The following is an 18,788-nucleotide window of genomic DNA, read 5'->3' on the forward strand; positions in this document are numbered from 1 at the left end:
GAACTATGCAGAAAATCCTCTATTGGCATAAGAATATGGGAAGGGTATAGTTACAATCGACACCAAATATACCGAAAACTACGGTAGAAACTTATAAATAGCAACAAAAAGTAAAAAAGGGACGTTCGATGCCAGGGCTTTTGACCCCAGCATCGTGGCAAAAGAAACGTCCCTAAAAACACTTGACATATTCAAAAAGTAGGGATATAATTTAAAACATATTAAACATAGTTGATTAATAGGCTATGGAAGTGAGGAACGAGTTATGGCAAAGATTTATAAAGGAACACTTGGACTTATCGGGAACACTCCATTGGTGGAAGTAGCGAATGTAGAAAAAGAACTGGGGCTGGAAGCAACGCTTCTGGTGAAACTGGAATATTTTAACCCGGCAGGAAGCGTAAAGGACAGAATCGCAAAGGCAATGATTGAAGATGCCGAAGCGAAAGGCGAGTTAAAGGAAGGTTCTGTGATCATCGAACCTACATCAGGAAATACCGGAATCGGTCTTGCCTCTATTGCAGCGGCCAAAGGCTATCGTATTATTCTGACCATGCCGGAAACCATGAGTGTGGAGCGGAGAAATATTTTAAAGGCTTATGGAGCAGAACTGGTATTGACAGACGGTACAAAGGGAATGAAGGGTGCGATTGCAAAAGCAGAAGAACTGGCTAAGGAAATTCCGGGAAGCTTTATTCCTGGACAGTTTGTGAATCCTGCGAACCCAGCAATCCATAAAGCGACGACCGGACCGGAGGTATGGAATGATACAGACGGAAAAGTGGATTTCTTTGTGGCAGGGGTAGGAACTGGTGGAACATTGACCGGAACAGGTGAGTATCTGAAAGAACAGAATCCGGACGTAAAGATCGTGGCAGTTGAACCGGCAGGTTCTCCGGTACTATCAGAGGGTAAAGGCGGCCCGCATAAGATTCAGGGAATTGGCGCAGGCTTTGTTCCGGAAGTGTTGAATACAAAGATTTACGATGAGATTATTAAGGTGGAAAATGAGGATGCGTTTGCAGAGGCAAAACTGCTTGCGAAGAAGGAAGGCGTACTGGTCGGAATCTCATCCGGTGCTGCACTGCATGCGGCGATCGAACTGGCAAGACGTCCGGAGAATAAGGGTAAGACGATTGTGGCACTTCTGCCGGATACCGGTGACAGATATTATTCTACACCGTTATTTACGGAATAGTTGTGGAAAGCGGCGGATTTTTCCGCCACTTCTTTTGGGATTGATATTGTAAATAGAATCGACGGAACAGGCGTATTATCGCCAGATCCATCGATTTTATTTTGCTTTAGAAAACATGAAACCTATTTACACAGTAGGCAATTGATGATATGATGTCACAAAAAGGAGGCTGGGGAGCAAATGACACTGACACAGTTAAACTATCTCATCACAATAGCAGAAACAAAGTCGTTAAATAAAGCAGCGGAGCAGCTGTATGTATCTCAGCCGTCTCTGACCAATGCTATCAAAGAATTGGAAAAGGAACTGGGCATTACGTTATTCTATCGAAGCGGGAGAGGCGTTACCCTGACGAATGACGGGACGGAATTCCTGCTTTACGCAAAGCAGATATACGGACAGTATGAAAGCGTTTTGGAAAAATACGGGAAGGGCGGATCCTATAAAAAGAAGTTTGGCGTATCGACACAGCATTATTCTTTTGCAGTTAAAGCGTTTGTGGATATGGCGAAGGAATTCGATATGTCAAAATATGAATTTGCGCTTCGCGAAACGAAAACGATGGAAGTGATCAGTGATGTAAATACGATGAAGAGCGAGATCGGGATACTTTATCTCAGTGATTTCAACCGCAAAGCGATTGAAAAGTTATTGAAATCCTATGACCTTGAGTTTCACCATCTTGTAGACTGTCAGGCGTATGTGTATATCTGGAAGGATCATCCTCTGGCAAAAGAAGCATCCATTAGTTTTGCACAATTGAATGGTTACCCCTGCCTGTCTTTTGAACAGGGGGATAACAGTTCCTTCTATTTCGCAGAGGAAATCCTTTCCACAAATGAGTACTCGCAGGTTATTAAAGCGAATGACCGGGCGACGATGCTGAATCTTATGGTGGGGCTGAATGGATATACGCTTTGTTCCGGCATCATATGCGAGGAATTGAACGGAAATGATTTTGTGGCAGTTCCATTCCGGGATGATGCGCAGAACCCGAACAGTGTGATGGAGATAGGCTATATTGTTAAAAAAAATACGGTGCGGAGTAAGATGGGTGAACTGTATATAGAAAAATTGAAAGAATATCTGGTTATAGCTTAAAACTATAACTTGGTATTTTTTTTATATATTAGACAAAGGTAGCCTACTGTGTTAGTATGTATTCAACAAGAAAAACAAAGCAAAATCGAAATAAATGAATTGGAGGAAATAGAGATGGCAAATATTAAAGATTCTAAAAACTGGGGATTTGAGACAAGACAATTACATATCGGACAGGAACAGGCAGATCCGGTAACGGATGCAAGAGCAGTTCCGATCTACGCTACAACTTCTTATGTATTCCATAATTCACAGCATGCGGCTGATCGTTTTGGGCTTCGCGATGCGGGAAATATTTACGGAAGGCTTACCAACCCGACAGAGGATGTGTTTGAACAGCGTATCGCATCTCTGGAAGGCGGTGTTGCAGCACTTGCAGTTGCATCCGGTGCAGCAGCAATCGACTATACATTCCAGGCACTTGCAAAATCAGGAGAACACATCGTAGCTTCCAAGACTATTTATGGTGGAACCTACAACCTGCTTGCACATACATTGCCGCTTACCAATGGTGTTACCACAACATTTGTTGATCCGGAAGTAGAGGGTTCTTTCGAAGCAGCGATCCAGGAAAACACAAAAGCAATTTTCGTAGAGACTCTTGGAAATCCGAACTCTAATCTCGTCGATTTGGAAGAAGTGGCAAAGATTGCTCATAAGCATAACATTCCGCTTGTAGTAGACTCTACATTTGCAACCCCGTATCTGATTCGACCGATCGAGTATGGTGCTGATATCGTTGTTCATTCTGCAACCAAATTCATCGGTGGACATGGGACAGCCATCGGTGGTGTAATCATTGACAGCGGAAACTTCGACTGGAAAGCAGCAGGAAAATATCCGTGGATCTCTGATCCGAACCCGAGTTACCATGGCGTATCCTTTGCAGATGCAGTAGGTCCGGCAGCATTTGTAACATACATCCGTGCGGTCATCCTGCGTGATACCGGTGCAACCCTTTCTCCGTTCCACGCTTTCCTCTTCCTGCAGGGGCTGGAAACGCTGTCACTCCGTGTAGAGCGCCATGTGAGCAATGCGCTGAAGATTGTAGAATATCTTTCAAATCATCCGCAGGTAGAAGCAGTACATCATCCGTCACTGCCGACGGAACCAAGTCATGAATTATACAAGAAATATCTGCCAAACGGAGGAGGATCTATCTTTACATTTGAAATTAAAGGTGATGCGGCAACTGCGCAGAAATTTATTGATAACCTTGCCATTTTCTCATTGCTGGCAAATGTAGCAGATGTAAAATCACTTGTGATTCACCCGGCAACTACCACGCACAGTCAGTGCACGGAAGAAGAACTTCTGGATCAGGGAATCAAACCGAATACGATTCGTCTTTCTATCGGTATTGAGAAAGTAGAAGACTTGATCGCAGCACTTGATGCAGCTTTTGAGGCGGTAAAATAACGGAAATAGAAGCATACATTACAAGATGGAGTCGGCACTCCCTGGATATGGGAGGATGCCGGCTCCATTGTTCATGTCATAGAATTTGAAAAAGTTCTTCAAATTTATTTTTTGTGTGGTTGGGGACTATTATTTTGGAGAAGACTAATCGTTTGCAGTGCCTGCACTAATTGCTTCTGGACCTCGATAAGCTCTTGCTCTTTTTCGCGTATCTCCTGATTTTTACCATGTATCTCTTACTTTATTTTCTTGTTACATTCGGGTTTTACATTGGAAGATTGCTCCATTTGTGAATATACCGACTATCCATGACGGATAAGAGAAGTGGAAGTCTCAGAAGGAAACTTCCAGAATGAAAACATCATAGCGTAGCGGGGAATAAAAGGCAAGGAAATATTGATTTCTATTATAGAAAAAATCAATAAAACTCCATGATGTATAGAAAATGTGCAAAACATACAAATAAAACAACAAGTTTAGAGAATCTATCCGATGAAATATTTTTTTAAGATTTTATAATCTAAAGTGGTATAGTTTATGAAAAGTTCTTAGGAGGTAATTATGGATATTCAATATGTAGACAGAAGAGGAACAGATTGTAATAAATGGGACGGTCAGCAAAACATGTTTGGTGAAGAAGGACTTCATGCAATGTGGGTTGCTGATATGGATTTTAAAGTGGCAGATTGTGTACAGGAGGCTCTTCATAAATATGTGGATCTCGGAGTTTTTGGATATATGCGAGTCCCTGACAGTTATTATCAGGCATGTATAGATTGGGAATATGAGAATCATGGATATAAGATGGAGAAAGAATGGATTCGGTTTTCACCGGGGGTTGTATCGGCATTCAATTGGATCATACAGTTTATGACAGAAAAAGGAGACGCGGTCATTGTTACGACACCGGTGTATTATCCTTTCCTTCATGCGGTTACAAATAATGAAAGAAAATTGGTGACTTCAGATTTAATCAATGATCATGGAAACTACAGTATTGATTTTCTGGATTTTGAGAAGAAGATTATTGAAAATAATGTAAAACTATTTATTTTATGTTCACCGCATAACCCGGTTGGCCGTGTCTGGAAAAAGGAAGAATTAAGACAGCTCCTTGATATTTGCAAAAAGCATCATGTATTTGTTATATCAGATGAGATTCATCAGGATCTTGTTTATGGAAAAAATGAACATGTGCCATCATTGCTTGCAGGGGATTATGAGGATATGATGATTATGATTATTGCGCCTTCTAAAACATTTAATCTTGCAGGAGCACAGAATTCTGAGGTGATTATTCCGAATCAAACACTGCGCGATAAGTGGGATAAATATGTGAAGGGAATTCGAGTACTGGGAGGTAATGCATTTGGCTATATTGCGGCAGAAGCCGCATATCGTGGTGGAAAAGAATGGCTGGAACAGGTTAAAAAACAGATTCAGGATAATTATCAGTATTTGAAAGATACTTTTGCAGAAAGATTGCCGGATGCGGTTGTTTCACCGTTGGAGGGAACTTATCTTACCTGGATTGATCTAAGTGCTTATGTAGCTGGCAGTGATATGAGAGAATTTATGCAGAAAAAATGCCGGATGGCGGTAGATTATGGTGCTTGGTTTGGAGGAGACAGATTCTCCGGATTCATTCGGATCAATCTGGCGACATCTTTGGATAATGTTAAAACGGGTGTTGAGGCTATATGCAGTAATCTTGTGTAAAAAGACTTTAGCATTCATTATCATGTACAGCGGAAATATTGGAAAATTGAGATTTTGTTGTTGAAGTTTCGAAAGCATGATAAACTATGCATAGTGGATTACTATGTTTAGAATGATGAGCGATTAATAATGAGTTCTGGGAGTGATATTGTGGGGAAGATTGATGTAAATGCATGTTATAAAATTGCTTTTGATGCCTTGGCAAAAAATTTAAATTTGGATCAGGTTGTAGAGAAAATCAGAGATGATATACATGCATCGATTATGGTCGTAGAATACACTGGTAAAATCGTGTGCTATGCCAGCGGGGGATATCAAAGAAAGGCTGTCGGAATCAAGAAAAGCTGGATTACAACAGCGATGTATGATCATGCCATGCGTGGAAGAATTCCTGATACGGATTATTATGAGCTCCCGGGGTGCATGGCTGTAATTAAAAAAATAGAAAATAAAGAATGCCATTTGGGGTATTGCATTATTATCTTCAATGATAAATATGCAAAAGAGGATTATTCGGAAATAGCAGATATGCTTCGAAATGTAGTGGCAAACTATTGGATGAACCGTGAAGTATATCCGGATGAAAGTGTTTCTTTTCGCAAAAGGCTGGTGAACCACGATATATTTTGCGGAGCAAAATCAGAACTTTGTTATCTCGCACGTGAAATAAAGGGAAACTATATTATGGCTTGTTTCTCTGGGAAACAAAACAAGTATTCTCTTCCAATGACACAGGAAATATGGGAACGCTCTTATGGGAGAATGGACAATAAGTTGTTTTGGGTTCTGTTTTATGATATTAGAGACAAAAAGGACGAAGAGATTCTTTTAAATAAAATTAAGGAAACGAAGGAAGCATGCTGTGTAAGCTCCATATTTCGGGAAATAGAGCAGTGTGAAAAGAAAGTAAAATGGCTTCATAGAATGAATGAAATCAAAGAATATAACAAAGTAGAAGAAATCATGCTTGAAGGGGAATGGTATGCGCATACAATCTATACCTATGCATGGACGCTCTTAAAAAATAAGGGATTAAGAGATTATTCTGTAGAGATTCTTAAGAAAGAAGATGAAGAGAAAAATACAGATTTGTATGAAACTTTGAAAATGTATTATTTGTGCGGAAATAATATTGCTGAAACAGCTTCTAGGATGTATGTTCACCGTAATACGCTGGTCTACCGATTAAGAAAGATACGTGAATTGATCGGTTCAGACATAGATGATATGGAACAATCAGGGGAACTGCTGGCTTTGATGATGATGAATGATTTAGAACGGATTATGGATGGAGGAACGAGGGAATGAAGCTGGTTCAGGATTTGCCGGAAATATTTGAAGAATTTGGAGAGCAGAGAAGGCGTTCGTTTCTCGAAGTGAAGGAATATAAAGAAAAGGGAATCCCGGTGGTGGGAATGTACTGCGCATATTTTCCTACGGAACTTGCTTTAGCGATCGGTGCAATACCAGTAGGGCTATGTTCGTTTGCGAACGAAACAGTTCCGGCTGCAGAGCGTAAGCTTCCGAAGAGCATGTGCCCGCTTGTTAAATCAAGTTATGGATTTGCCGTGGAGGATAAATGCCCGTTTTTTCATTTTGCTGATCTTGTAATCGGGGAAACAACCTGTGACGGTAAGAAGAAGATGTACGAGATGATGGCGGAATTCAAGCCTGTTTTTGTTATGGAACTGCCTAATTCTCAATCACAGAAATCTATGGAATTCTGGAAGCAGGAGATTATACGTACGAAAGAATATCTTGAAGAATTCTTTCAGGTGATCATAACAGATGAGAAAATGAAAGCGGCGATCCATTTAGGAAATCGCATCCGGAAATCCTTGCTTAGGCTTTGTGAAGTTATGAAACTGGAACCGGCACCGGTATTGGGAGGTGATATCCAGAAAATTGTTTCCGGGTCCAAATACAGATTTGATTTTGAAACAACACCGGAAGTTGTAGATCAGATTACAGATCAGATATTAGAAGAATATTATCAGGGAACGATGCTCGAACCAAGACCAAGAATATTGATTACAGGTTGTCCGATTGGCGGGGACTCTCTAAAAGTAATCCGGGCAATTGAGGATCATGGCGGAGTCGTTGTTGCGTTGGAGAATTGCAGCGGAGTAAAAACGCTGGATCGAATGATCGATGAAGAAGATCCTGACATTTATGGGGCAATTGCGAGAAGATATTTATCGACAGGATGTTCAATCATGACTCCAAATGATAACCGCATAGAATTAATTGGGCGGATTATTGATGAATATCATGTGGACGGTGTGGTAGAGATGATTTTGACGGGCTGCCATGCTACGGGAGCTGAGTCGGCATATATCAATCAATTTGTGACTGAGGAAAAGAATATTCCATATATGGCCATTGATACGGATTATTCAAAAAGTGATGAAGGGCAGATTATTACAAGAATGTCTGCGTTTATGGAATTGATTGCAGATCAGAAAGCAGGGGATGCTCGAATAGATATTAATTATTGCTACAAATTGATATTCCCCGGATTTTCAGAAGATGGAGAAAACTGGGAAAAGGATCTTAACAGATTGTTCGAATATACGAGAATGCCTGTTAAGATTTTGGATCATAAAGGTCAGACGGTAGCAAGTATTGGACTGGAGGAAGGTAAGAAAAATCCGGAATATTGGACCGAGTATGAATTGCCGGAGAAGTCAGGCTCCTGTGTTGTGTTTTACCAGGAAAAATGTTTAAAGGAAAAAGCAGGGCAGGTTGCGAAAATTATCAGTGATTATTGCGCAATGAAAAAGCTGTTTTTGATTCCATCGAATAGAGAAGCCAGTGATTATATGATGGAAAAACCGGATTTCATGTGGGTGATTTTTTATGGAGAAGATGATCTGGATGTTTTGGAAAAAGAATTACAGGATCATTATTCAATTATAGAGAGTCATAGACAGGATAATAAAGCTGTGTATTTGCTATCGGAGATAGAAGGGAAGGGAGACAGAGATCGATTTATACAGGATTACAGGAATATTTTTGCACGGTTAAATACAGACACAAAGCTTATGGTTGGAAATGGGTTTGTATCATTATCCCAAAAAGAGGAAAACATGGAAATGATTCAGACTACATTGAAAATTGGGGAAGAATTTAGTCCGGAAAAAAATATTTACCTGATTGAAGAATACTATCAGGAATTGTCAGTATATTATATGGCACAAGAAATAGATGAAATGGATGATCGCATTGAAGAATTGGAAGTGATTAAGGAAGAAGATCGTAAAAAAAATTCGAATCTTTATGAAACATTATATTACTACCTTTTCTTTAAACAAAACTCTATGTATGCAGCAGCAAGGCTGAGAATCCATCGGAATACACTTCTTCACAGAGTAGCACAAATCAATGAGCTTATACATCTGGATGATATGGAGTGTTTGAAAAGACAGCGGATTCTTATGGTGATGCAGCTGGAACGTATAAAAGCAAAAAAACGCAAAAAATTATAAAAGGAAAACGTGACTGGTAGATGGATGATCAGTCACGTTTTTTGCTTTTCATGTATCAAAAACTCATAGATAAAATCAATAAATAGTCCTATAAATAGAAAATGTGCAGCTTTGTAAAAAATGATAAAGAGATTCGTTCTTTTTGTACGATGAAAACAAAAGCAAGGACTAGTAATATAAAACTGTTAAAAAATAGTATATGAAAAAAAAGAGATTAAGTAAGTGTGTAAGATGCAAAAAAGTTCATTTTGTATGCTTCGGGTAGGAGATATATGAGGGAGAAAATAAAGAAAATTGCAAAAGAGCGAGAGGCGGAATTGATACAGATTCGTCGTACTCTTCATCAGCATCCGGAACTAGCATTGCAGGAAGTGGAAACGGCAAGACTACTTGCAGACAATCTGAGAAAGCTTCCCGGGATTACCGTGTATGAACATATGGCAGAGGGGACCGGGGTAGTAGGGATTCTGAAAGGAAGTAAAGGGCCGGGAAAATGTGTCATGTTACGTGCAGATATAGATGCACTTCCGATTGAAGAACAGACAGATACGGAATTTAAGTCCAAAAATCCCGGGAAAATGCACGCTTGTGGACACGATGCGCATGCCACCTGGATCTTAGGAGCTGCGATGATTCTGAGTCAGCTTCGGGATGAATTCTGCGGAACGGTTAAATTTGTATTTCAACCGGGCGAGGAATGCGGAAAAGGAGCGACGGCACTGATCGAAAAGGACCAGATTCTTGAGAATCCAAAAGTAGATGCCGTATTTGCCGCTCACGCATGGCCGACTGTTCGGGCAGGAAAAATCGGAATAGCAGAAAAATATGCGTTTGGATGTCCGGGAGGATTTTCATTAAAGATAATCGGGAAAGGCGGACATGGATCCTGGCCGTATGAATGTATCAATCCCATTACAATTGCAGTTCAGATTTGTTCTGCACTTCAGGCTGTCGTTGCGGAGAATCTTGATTCCACAGAACCCCGCGTCATTTCAATCGGCTCCATCCATGCAGGAGACGCGGGAAATATTATTCCGGATGAGTGTATCGTGCGCGGTACATTTCGGGCAACAGAAATGGCAATCATGGAGCAGATAGCCACGCAGATTGAGCGGGTTGTTGATGGAATTACTGCGATGCATGGCGCAAAATATGAACTGGATGTTTTTATTGGCGGTGAGGCGGTGAAAAATGATCCGGCGATGATTGAACTGTCTAAAAAGAGTGCGGAAGAGATTCTGGGTGAAGGCAACTGTTATATCATTGATAAAAAGCATCTGGGAGGGGAAAATTTTGCGGAATACAGCAGCCGTGTTCCGGGATGCTATATGTTTGTCGGTATTGCGAACGATCAGACAGAAGGAAGATTCGGGTTACACAGTCCGATCTTTGAAATCGACGAGGAGGTTCTGGCGCCTGCGTCGGCTGTGTTTGCCAATATTGTTTTAAACTATTTTAATCAAGAAACTGAGGTGGAAAAATGTTTAAATTAAGTTATTTTCTGGAAGTGCTTCCGATTATTGCAAGAAAGGTGAATGTTACCTTTGAATTGACGATTGTATCAACCATATTTGCACTGTTGATCGGTGTGGTTGTTGCAATTATCAATTATTATAAGGTGAAGGGGCTGCATCAGCTTACCAGAGTCTATGTTTCTGTCATGCGGGGAACACCAATCGTGGCTCAGCTCTACTTCTTTTATTATGGACTGGCACTTTATAGTGCGGTAATTCGCGATATGACACCGCTTGTAGCTGTGGCGGTTGTTATGAGTTTTAACATGGGTGCTTTTATGTCAGAGAGTATTCGAGGCGCATTACTTTCTGTTGATGAAGGACAGAAAGAGGCGGCGTATTCACTTGGAATGACGAATTTCCAGCTGATCACCCGAATCATTATTCCGCAGGCAGTCAGAGTGGCGCTTCCGCCGTTGTTTAATGATGTGATCAATCTGATCAAAATGACATCGCTTGCATTTATGCTCGGCGTGCCGGATATTATGGGAGCCGCAAAGATTGAAGGAGCAAAGACATTCCGGTATTTTGAAATTTATGCGGCAGTTATGCTGATTTACTGGGTAATCATTTTTCTTCTGGGACTGGTACATAAGGTTCTGGAGAAGAAATGTGCGAATATGTATTAAACATCGGTCTTCAATGGGCAGCCATTTGAGATATATTTTATTATTAACAGGAGGATAAGAAGTTATGAAAAAAAGAATTTTAGCAGCTATGCTGGCAGCAGTAATGGTAGTAGCTGTTGCAGCAGGATGCGGAAAAAGCTCAGACTCAAAAACTGACGCATCAGGAGATGCAGAATCAAAGGATGAGGCAAGAAAAGTAGTGCTTGTAACATCCGGAGCAGGTGAACCGTACAGTCTTCTTGCAGATGACGGCACATGGACAGGTATTGACGCAGAGATGTGGGCAGAAATCGAAAAACGTACAGGTTGGGAAGTGGAAGTAAAACAGGCAGCTTTCGATTCAATCTGGGGAGAACTGGATACCAATCGTGCAGACGTAGCAGCAAACTGCTGGGCTGTAAAACCGGAAAGAACAGAAAAATACTATGCATCTATCCCGTATTATGGAGATGCTCAGTGTATTATCGTGCCGGAATCAAACACAGACATCAATACATTTGACGATTTAAAAGGCAAAAAAGTAGGCTGCACAAACGGTCAGGCAGCTCAGACGATTATTGAGCAGATGTCAGGAGAAATCGGATTTGAAGTTGTTCTTTATGAAGACAGTACCGTTGGTATGAACGACTTGAATCTTGGACGAGTTGATGCATATGCAAATACTACAACAAATGTAAATAACTTTATGCACTATAATGACACCATCAAATTCCGTTTCCTGGATGAGGATCTTACAGCAAATAACGTAGCATACTTTATTCAGAAAACAGATGAAGGAAAAGAGCTCTGCGACGAGTTGAATAAAGTCCTTCAGGAAATGCTTGATGACGGAACAGTAGCAAAGATCACAGAAAAATGGATGTTTGCCGATATGACACAGTTAATTCAGAAATAATATAAAACAGGAAGATTGAGAAAAGTATGGGAACAGAAAAGCCAATGGTTAAGATTGAACATCTGTATAAAGAATTTGATTCGGATACGAAGGTTCTGAAGGATATCAATCTTACAATCAATAAAAATGAAGTAATTGCAATTCTGGGACCTTCGGGAACCGGAAAATCCACATTGCTGAGATGCCTTAATTATCTTACGGTTCCTACCAAAGGAATCATTGAGATTGGGGACATTCGGATCGATGCTGAAAATCACACGAAAAAAGATGTGATCGAACTCCGTAAACATTCTTCAATGGTATTTCAGGGATATAATTTATTTAAAAATAAGACAGCTATTGAAAATGTAATGGAAGCACTTGTTGTAGTTCAGAAAAAATCAAAAGAAGAAGCAGAAAAAACAGCGCTTGAGCTGCTTGCCAAAGTAGGAATGCTTGAAAGAAAGGATTTTTATCCTTCCAAACTTTCCGGAGGACAACAGCAGAGAGTGGGGATTGCAAGAGCGCTGGCAGTAAACCCGAATGTATTATTATTTGATGAACCAACCTCGGCACTGGATCCTGAATTGGTGGGTGAAGTTCTGAATACAATCAAATCACTTGCGGAAGAAGGAACTACTATGATTCTGGTTACGCATGAGATTGGGTTTGCACGTGAAGTTGCAACCAGAGTTTTATTCATGGATGGTGGGCAGATTGCAGCAGACGGAACTCCGGAAGAAATCATCGATCATCCTGAAAATGAAAGAATCCAACAATTCTTGAAATTTATTTCAAATTAGTAACGATAATCATAAGAAGCGCCGCACGTGAAAAGTGTGGCGCTTTTTGAAATTGACATTTTTTCCCGCATACGATAAAGTGATTATTAGAACATTTTATTGAAGAAGGAATCGGATATGAACATTCTTGTTATTGATGCACAAGGCGGCGGAATCGGGAAGCAGGTAGTAGCCGCGATTAAACAGAATATGCCTGAGATGGAGATCACTGCTGTTGGCACGAACAGCGCTGCTACAACAGCGATGCTGAAGGCAGGGGCGGATCATGCGGCCACCGGAGAGAATGCCGTAATCGTCGGATGCCGCAGAGCGGATGTGATCGTCGGCCCGGTTGGAATCGTAATTGCAGATTCATTATATGGCGAGATTACTCCGGTGATGGCACTGGCTGTTGGACAGAGTAATGCCAGACGGCTGCTGATCCCTGTCAATCATTGTGATAATTTCATTGTGGGTGTTTCCGATCTTGCGTTGGGAAAATTGATTGAGGGCGTGATAAGTGAGATCAGGAAAATGTAGAGACGACCGGGAGAAAATCGTTGCTGTTGTCGGCTTGACTTTGGGGTAAATTCTATTTAAAATGATAATGTCTGGACAGGAAGTCCGGTATAAGCGCTGAAGCGTTTTGATTTAATTCAATTTATAAATACAGACGATGACGATATACATAAGAAGGTATATGACCGCTCAGAAGAGTGATTGTATATCTTTTTTTGCTGAGTTCGGATGTGGCTGTAGACAAAATCATTTTTCAGGAGGTAAATATTATGGCATGTTTTATTGTCCCTGTTACAGAAGCGGTTATTACAACAATAGCAGGAAAAGCATTGGAATCTAAGGAGAAAGAGGTACAGGAGGCGGATGTACAGCAAAGCACAACAGAAGTAAAAATTCCATTTACAAGAAAACTAAAATGGCTTACAAATCTTCTTTGGGGAGGTTCTGCATTACTGGCATTTGAGCATTTTTGGCACGGAGAGATCGTTCCGTTTTTCCCGTTTCTGACAGCGATGAATAATCCGGCAGATATGGCAAAGATGCTGCATGAAATGGCGCTTGTAGGTGGTACCATGGCAGTGTGGATCACTGTGATCTGGGCTGGAATCGTGGTAGCTGCTGACCACATCGTAAAACGGCCTGCTGTTGAGGAGGCTGAACTCAAGGAGGTATAGGATGACACTGCTTACTTGTATTTTCGCTGCCATCATCAGTACGATTCTCTGGTATAGGGGAGCGCCGAAGAACGAAATGAAATTACATATTCTGTGTTACTTATATTGGGGGGCCTCTCTGATGTGGATGGTGGATGCCGTGTTTGAGTACCTGGAAGCAGGTGCAGAGGTTTTTGCACCGGCACCACAGGATATGCTCAATGATTTTTTCCTCGGCCTGGCGGTGGTTGCGCTTGGTCTGATTATTTGGCTGGTAATATTATTGATCAAAGACCCGAAAGGTGTTGTGAAGGCATCCTTGAATAAGAAAAAATAATATTTTGTGAGGGATAAGTATGAACCTTTTTTTATTTTTTGAACAGCATCCCAAGGCCGCTGTTGCTTTTTCGGGCGGCGTTGATTCTGCCTACCTGTTATATGCTGCAAGTCAATGCAAAGCGGAGGTAAAAGCATATTATGTAAAAACTGCATTTCAGCCGCAGTTTGAACTGGATGATGCGATTCGGCTTGTCAAAGAGTTGAATATTCCCATGCAGGTTTTAACGCCTGATGTACTGTCATCCGAGGCTGTTGTGTCAAATCCGGACGACCGGTGCTATCACTGCAAACGTATTATTTTTGAAGAGATACAAAAGGCAGCGGAAAAAGATGGATTTACGACGATTCTTGACGGAACGAATGCGTCCGATGACGCGGGGGATCGCCCCGGTATGCGGGCACTTCGGGAGTTATCTGTATTGTCTCCATTACGGGAGTGCGGTCTCACAAAAGATGAGATACGGCAGCTTTCTCGTGAGGCTGGCCTGTTTACCTGGGATAAACCCGCTTATGCCTGCCTCGCAACACGGATTCCGACAGGAGAAAGAATCTCAAAAGAAAAATTAGAAGCAACTGAAGAAGCAGAAAAATTTCTTTTCTCTCTTGGGTTTACAGATTTTCGGGTTCGCCGGATGGGAGATACGGCAAAAATCCAGGTTCCTTCCGGGCAAATCCCAAAAGTGATCGAAAACCGTGAAACGATTACAAAGGAATTAAAAAAATATTATTCTTCCGTACTGCTGGACTTGGAGGTGAGGGCATGAGAAATGATACCAAAGCAATTCTGGAAGCGGTTCAAAAAGGTGAAATGACAGTAGAAGAAGCGCTGCTCTTTCTGAAAAAGGCACCTTTTGAGGATATCGGGTATGCGAAGGTCGATTCTCACCGCGCGATCCGGCAGGGAGTGGCAGAAGTCATTTTCGGTGCAGGAAAGACGGCAGAGCAGATGATCGGAATTGTGGAACAATTGAAAAAGAATGGGCAGCAAACGATTCTGCTCACCCGGCTTTCCGAGGAATCAGCGGAACAGATTTCCGCTGTGTATGAAATGGATTATCATAAAGATGCCAGAATCGGGTTGATCGGAAGTATGCCCGCGCCAAATGGAATCGGGAAAATTGTTGTCGCAACGGGTGGGACAAGTGATATCCCGGTTGCAGAGGAAGCGGCCCTGACAGCAGAAGTTTATGGGAATAAGGTTACGCGCCTGTATGATGTGGGCGTTGCCGGTCTTCACCGGCTGCTGGCACATCTGGATGATATTATGAGCGCCAGTGTCGTTATTGCTGTTGCCGGTATGGAAGGCGCACTTGCCAGCGTAATCGGAGGGTTGGTTGATTGTCCGGTGATCGCGGTGCCTACCAGTGTAGGATATGGAGCGTCATTCGGTGGATTATCCGCATTATTATCAATGCTGAATTCCTGTGCCAGCGGAGTGTCGGTGGTTAACATTGACAATGGATTTGGAGCAGGATATCTGGCAAGCAGGATCAATCATATGGAGGTAAAATAATATGAAGACTTTATATTTAGATTGCGGTATGGGAGCTGCCGGGGACATGCTGACAGCGGCGCTTTTGGAACTGCTGCCCGATAAGGAAGAGTTTCTCCGTGAATTGAACGGACTGGAAATTCCGGGAGTGACTGTTTCCGGTGAGAAGATTGCAAAGTGCGGAATCCAGGGGATGCAGGTTACCGTCAAGGTGAACGGAACAGAAGAATCTGGAGATATGCATGATCATGTGCATGAACACGCACATGACCATAACTGCGAACATACACATGACCATGACCATAATCATATCCATGAGCACGGCCATATTCATGATACTTCCCACGAACAGGCTCACGTTCATCACCATGTTCATTCTCACCATCACCACAGCGGAATGCATGAGATCGGGCATATTGTACAGGACCTTCCGCTATCAGAAAAGGTAAAGGCGGATATTCTTGCGGTATATTCTCTGATTGCAGAAGCGGAGAGCCACGTACATGGCGTCCCCGTGAAGGAAATCCATTTTCATGAAGTTGGCACGATGGATGCCATTGCGGATATCACTGCAGTATGTCTGCTCATGGATAAGCTCGCCCCAGAGAAGGTCATTGTTTCCCCGGTTCACGTAGGAAGCGGTCATGTCAGGTGTGCCCACGGAATTCTTCCGGTTCCTGCGCCGGCAACGGCATATATTCTGAGGAATGTACCCATTTACGGCGGCAGTATAAGAGGAGAGCTTTGTACACCTACCGGCGCGGCACTTCTTAAGCATTTTGCTTCTGAATTCGGAAATATGCCGGTTATGAAAACCGACGCAATCGGTTACGGAATGGGTAAAAAGGACTTCGATACGGTCAATTGTGTGCGTGCTTTATTGGGAGAAACCGAAGAAACTGGTGATACGATCGTAGAGCTGCAGTGCAATCTGGATGATATCACGTCAGAGGCGATCGGCTTCGCGCAGGAGCAGTTTTTCGAAGCGGGGGCTCTGGATGTATATACGATACCGGTTCAAATGAAAAAATCCCGTCCGGGTGTTCTACTTACTGTCATGTGTCGGGAGGAAGATAAAGAAACCATGCTTCGATTATTCTTCCGGAATACGACGACACTCGGGGTTCGTGAAAATGTCAGTCGGCGATATAAGCTTTCCCGGACAATCCGGAAAGTAGATACAGAATTTGGAGAAGTGCGAAAAAAGGTGGCTTCGGGATATGGCGTGACGCGGGAAAAGTACGAGTACGAGGACATAGCCCGAATCGCGAAAGAACAGGAGATGAATCTAGAAGAAGTAGCAAGAAGAATCGATATGCAGGCAGGACGAAAAGCAGAAGATTAATAATGTGCTTTATGTAATATCTGTTTCGTGCTAAACTATAGTTCATTATGATTCGATGCTGGTTCTGTCTCACTTTAAGGGGCATCCGATGGGAGGCTATGGCGGCGCATTAAAGCAATTATCGATCGGAGTGGCTTCTTCCTATGGTAAGGCATATATCCATGGAGCCGGTGTGCCGGAGAATATCTGGACCTCAGATCATGATTCGTTTCTTGAGTCCATGGCAGATGCGGCAGGATCTGTAGTAGATTATTTTAAGGGAAATATGATCTATGTAAACGTTATGAAGAACATGAGTGTGGACTGTGACTGTTGTGCGGTGGCGGAAGATCCGTGTCTGAACGATATTGGTATTCTGGTATCGACAGATCCTATCGCAGTGGATCAGGCCTGCATTGATCTGGTGTATGCCTGCGATGACCCCGGCAAGGCACATTTCCTGGAGCGGATAGAGAGCCGTAATGGGATCCATACAATTGAGGCTGCGACTGCACTGGGATATGGTACAAGAGAATATGAGTTGATCGAGGTCGAATAAGAGAATTTGTTTATCTTAACAGAGAAAATAGTAGTAAAACTAATAATCCATTTTCGACAGTTAGGAGATTTCAAAAAGTCGATAATCCTAGTAAAAAATGCAAGGGTTATCGACTTGATTTGTATTATCTTATAGGCAAAGTCATTGTATGATTTCAGATTTTCTTTCTTATGTATATCAAATTCTTTCATACCTTGTACATAAATAGGGGATTCTGTATATGAATCATGGAAATAAAATAAGTTGGAACTGATTCAGTGATGCGGCTTTTGAGGTGGTAAAAAATAGAATAGAAAAACGGAGTCCGGATTCCCACAGAAGAGGGGAGATGGACTCCGTTTTTTAAAGAGGGTCAAATTATGTCTCGGATATGTCTTTAAATTAAGTCTAAATATGCAGCCATTAATTTGAGCGTGTTTCTAAGCCCATTTATATGTGTGCGTTCCATACCATGTGAAGCGTGAACGCCAGGGCCAATCAGAGCTGCACGTGTGTCATAACCAGCTTTCCAGAGCGCAGAAGCGCAAATATATATCTGCATTATGTACTGGATAACTGGTTTGATGTAATCGTAAAGAGACAATGTAAAGGCGAATGTTATTTGATTCGCTATTGTGACGACTTTGTCTGCTGTTTTCAGAATCAACATGAAGCACAGGTATTCAAGCAGAGACTGGAAGAACGCTTTAGGAAATATGGACTGGAGCTTGCGGAGGAAAAGACAAAAATCTTGGGATTTGGAAGGTTTGCCAGGCAAAACCGAAAAGCAAGAGGGGAAAGAAAACCAGATACCTTTGACTTCCTTGGTTTCACGTTTTATTGCGGAATGGACGGAAAGAAACAGTTTTACCGTTGTAGGGTAAAGACCAGTAAGAAGAAATTGCGCAGTAAAATTAAAGCAATGAAAGACTGGATAAGAAGTCATAGGACAATGCCATTAGAACTGATATTTAAAACAGTCAATGCGAAATTGAGAGGGCACTATCAGTATTACGGAGTGACAGATAATACAAGGGAAGTAAAGAATTTTCTTATGCAGACGAAATGGCTGTTGTTTAAATGGCTTACTCAGGACATTTCCGTTACTCGAACCAAGTATTAAGGTGAGTTTGTTTTACAGATAGAGTATGAAATATAGAGTGAAAAGCCGTATGCGTTAATAGCGCACGTACGGTTTG

17 protein-coding genes and 1 pseudogene are annotated in these 18,788 nt (G+C 41.9%); all 18 read left to right on the top strand.

The genetic code is table 11. From position 1 onward, the window contains the following. The first annotated feature begins 265 nt into the window (after positions 1–265). The 18 genes and pseudogenes from cysK to ACTNBF_RS11940 all read left to right on the top strand — a co-directional run bounded on the left by cysK (position 266) and on the right by ACTNBF_RS11940 (position 18,712). Complete coding sequence (gene cysK / locus ACTNBF_RS11855) at positions 266–1,198, top strand: cysteine synthase A (RefSeq protein ID WP_427820818.1); 933 nt, start codon at positions 266–268, stop codon at positions 1,196–1,198. Between the two features lie 180 nt (positions 1,199–1,378). Beyond that, a complete protein-coding gene (locus tag ACTNBF_RS11860) occupies positions 1,379–2,299 on the top strand; it encodes a LysR family transcriptional regulator (RefSeq protein ID WP_427820819.1) in 921 nt (306 codons plus the stop codon). A 114-nt stretch (positions 2,300–2,413) separates the two neighbouring features. Beyond that, complete coding sequence (locus ACTNBF_RS11865) at positions 2,414–3,718, top strand: O-acetylhomoserine aminocarboxypropyltransferase/cysteine synthase family protein (RefSeq protein WP_427806031.1); 1,305 nt, start codon at positions 2,414–2,416, stop codon at positions 3,716–3,718. Between the two features lie 561 nt (positions 3,719–4,279). Then, a complete protein-coding gene (locus ACTNBF_RS11870) occupies positions 4,280–5,437 on the top strand; it encodes a MalY/PatB family protein (protein ID WP_427806030.1) in 1,158 nt (385 codons plus the stop codon). A gap of 150 nt (positions 5,438–5,587) precedes the next feature. Continuing rightward, on the top strand, positions 5,588–6,745 hold the full coding sequence (locus ACTNBF_RS11875) for a helix-turn-helix domain-containing protein (protein ID WP_427806029.1): 1,158 nt from the start codon (positions 5,588–5,590) through the stop codon (positions 6,743–6,745). Continuing rightward, positions 6,742–8,925, top strand: a complete 2,184-nt coding sequence (locus tag ACTNBF_RS11880; protein ID WP_427806028.1) for a double-cubane-cluster-containing anaerobic reductase — start codon at positions 6,742–6,744, stop codon at positions 8,923–8,925. Before ACTNBF_RS11875 ends, ACTNBF_RS11880 begins: the two co-directional genes overlap by 4 nt. A gap of 272 nt (positions 8,926–9,197) precedes the next feature. Then, positions 9,198–10,418 (top strand): M20 metallopeptidase family protein, encoded by a 1,221-nt coding sequence (locus ACTNBF_RS11885; protein WP_441089320.1) that lies wholly within the window; start codon positions 9,198–9,200, stop codon positions 10,416–10,418. Continuing rightward, a complete protein-coding gene (locus tag ACTNBF_RS11890) occupies positions 10,406–11,068 on the top strand; it encodes an amino acid ABC transporter permease (protein ID WP_427806026.1) in 663 nt (220 codons plus the stop codon). Before ACTNBF_RS11885 ends, ACTNBF_RS11890 begins: the two co-directional genes overlap by 13 nt. A 64-nt stretch (positions 11,069–11,132) precedes the next feature. After that, positions 11,133–11,963: a transporter substrate-binding domain-containing protein gene (locus ACTNBF_RS11895; RefSeq protein WP_427806025.1), complete on the top strand. Its 831-nt coding sequence runs from the start codon at positions 11,133–11,135 to the stop codon at positions 11,961–11,963. 44 nt (positions 11,964–12,007) lie between these two features. Then, positions 12,008–12,745 (top strand): amino acid ABC transporter ATP-binding protein, encoded by a 738-nt coding sequence (locus ACTNBF_RS11900; protein ID WP_427806024.1) that lies wholly within the window; start codon positions 12,008–12,010, stop codon positions 12,743–12,745. A gap of 117 nt (positions 12,746–12,862) precedes the next feature. Beyond that, on the top strand, positions 12,863–13,264 hold the full coding sequence (locus ACTNBF_RS11905) for a DUF3842 family protein (RefSeq protein WP_441089321.1): 402 nt from the start codon (positions 12,863–12,865) through the stop codon (positions 13,262–13,264). Positions 13,265–13,512: 248 nt separating this feature from the next. After that, positions 13,513–13,917: a hypothetical protein gene (locus ACTNBF_RS11910; protein WP_441089322.1), complete on the top strand. Its 405-nt coding sequence runs from the start codon at positions 13,513–13,515 to the stop codon at positions 13,915–13,917. A gap of 1 nt (position 13,918) precedes the next feature. Beyond that, positions 13,919–14,233, top strand: coding sequence for a hypothetical protein (locus ACTNBF_RS11915; RefSeq protein WP_441030446.1), 315 nt, complete (start codon positions 13,919–13,921; stop codon positions 14,231–14,233). A 19-nt stretch (positions 14,234–14,252) separates the two neighbouring features. Next, the gene (larE, locus tag ACTNBF_RS11920; RefSeq protein ID WP_441089323.1) at positions 14,253–14,999 is read left to right on the top strand and encodes an ATP-dependent sacrificial sulfur transferase LarE; all 747 of its coding nucleotides are present in this window, start codon (positions 14,253–14,255) and stop codon (positions 14,997–14,999) included. Next, complete coding sequence (gene larB / locus ACTNBF_RS11925; protein WP_441089324.1) at positions 14,996–15,748, top strand: nickel pincer cofactor biosynthesis protein LarB; 753 nt, start codon at positions 14,996–14,998, stop codon at positions 15,746–15,748. The genes larE and larB overlap by 4 nt, the downstream gene beginning before the upstream one ends. A 1-nt stretch (position 15,749) precedes the next feature. Beyond that, entirely contained in the window at positions 15,750–17,072 is a 1,323-nt protein-coding gene (gene larC, locus ACTNBF_RS11930; RefSeq protein WP_441089325.1) for a nickel pincer cofactor biosynthesis protein LarC, read from the top strand. 43 nt (positions 17,073–17,115) lie between these two features. Then, positions 17,116–17,610: pseudogene (locus tag ACTNBF_RS11935) on the top strand (DUF362 domain-containing protein); the annotation flags it as partial. 460 nt (positions 17,611–18,070) lie between these two features. Beyond that, positions 18,071–18,712, top strand: a complete 642-nt coding sequence (locus tag ACTNBF_RS11940) for a reverse transcriptase domain-containing protein (RefSeq protein ID WP_320856127.1) — start codon at positions 18,071–18,073, stop codon at positions 18,710–18,712. The last annotated feature ends 76 nt before the right edge of the window (positions 18,713–18,788 follow it).

This window comes from Bariatricus sp. HCP28S3_A4 (assembly GCF_052066395.1).
In the GTDB taxonomy this organism is placed as follows: domain Bacteria; phylum Bacillota; class Clostridia; order Lachnospirales; family Lachnospiraceae; genus Allocoprococcus.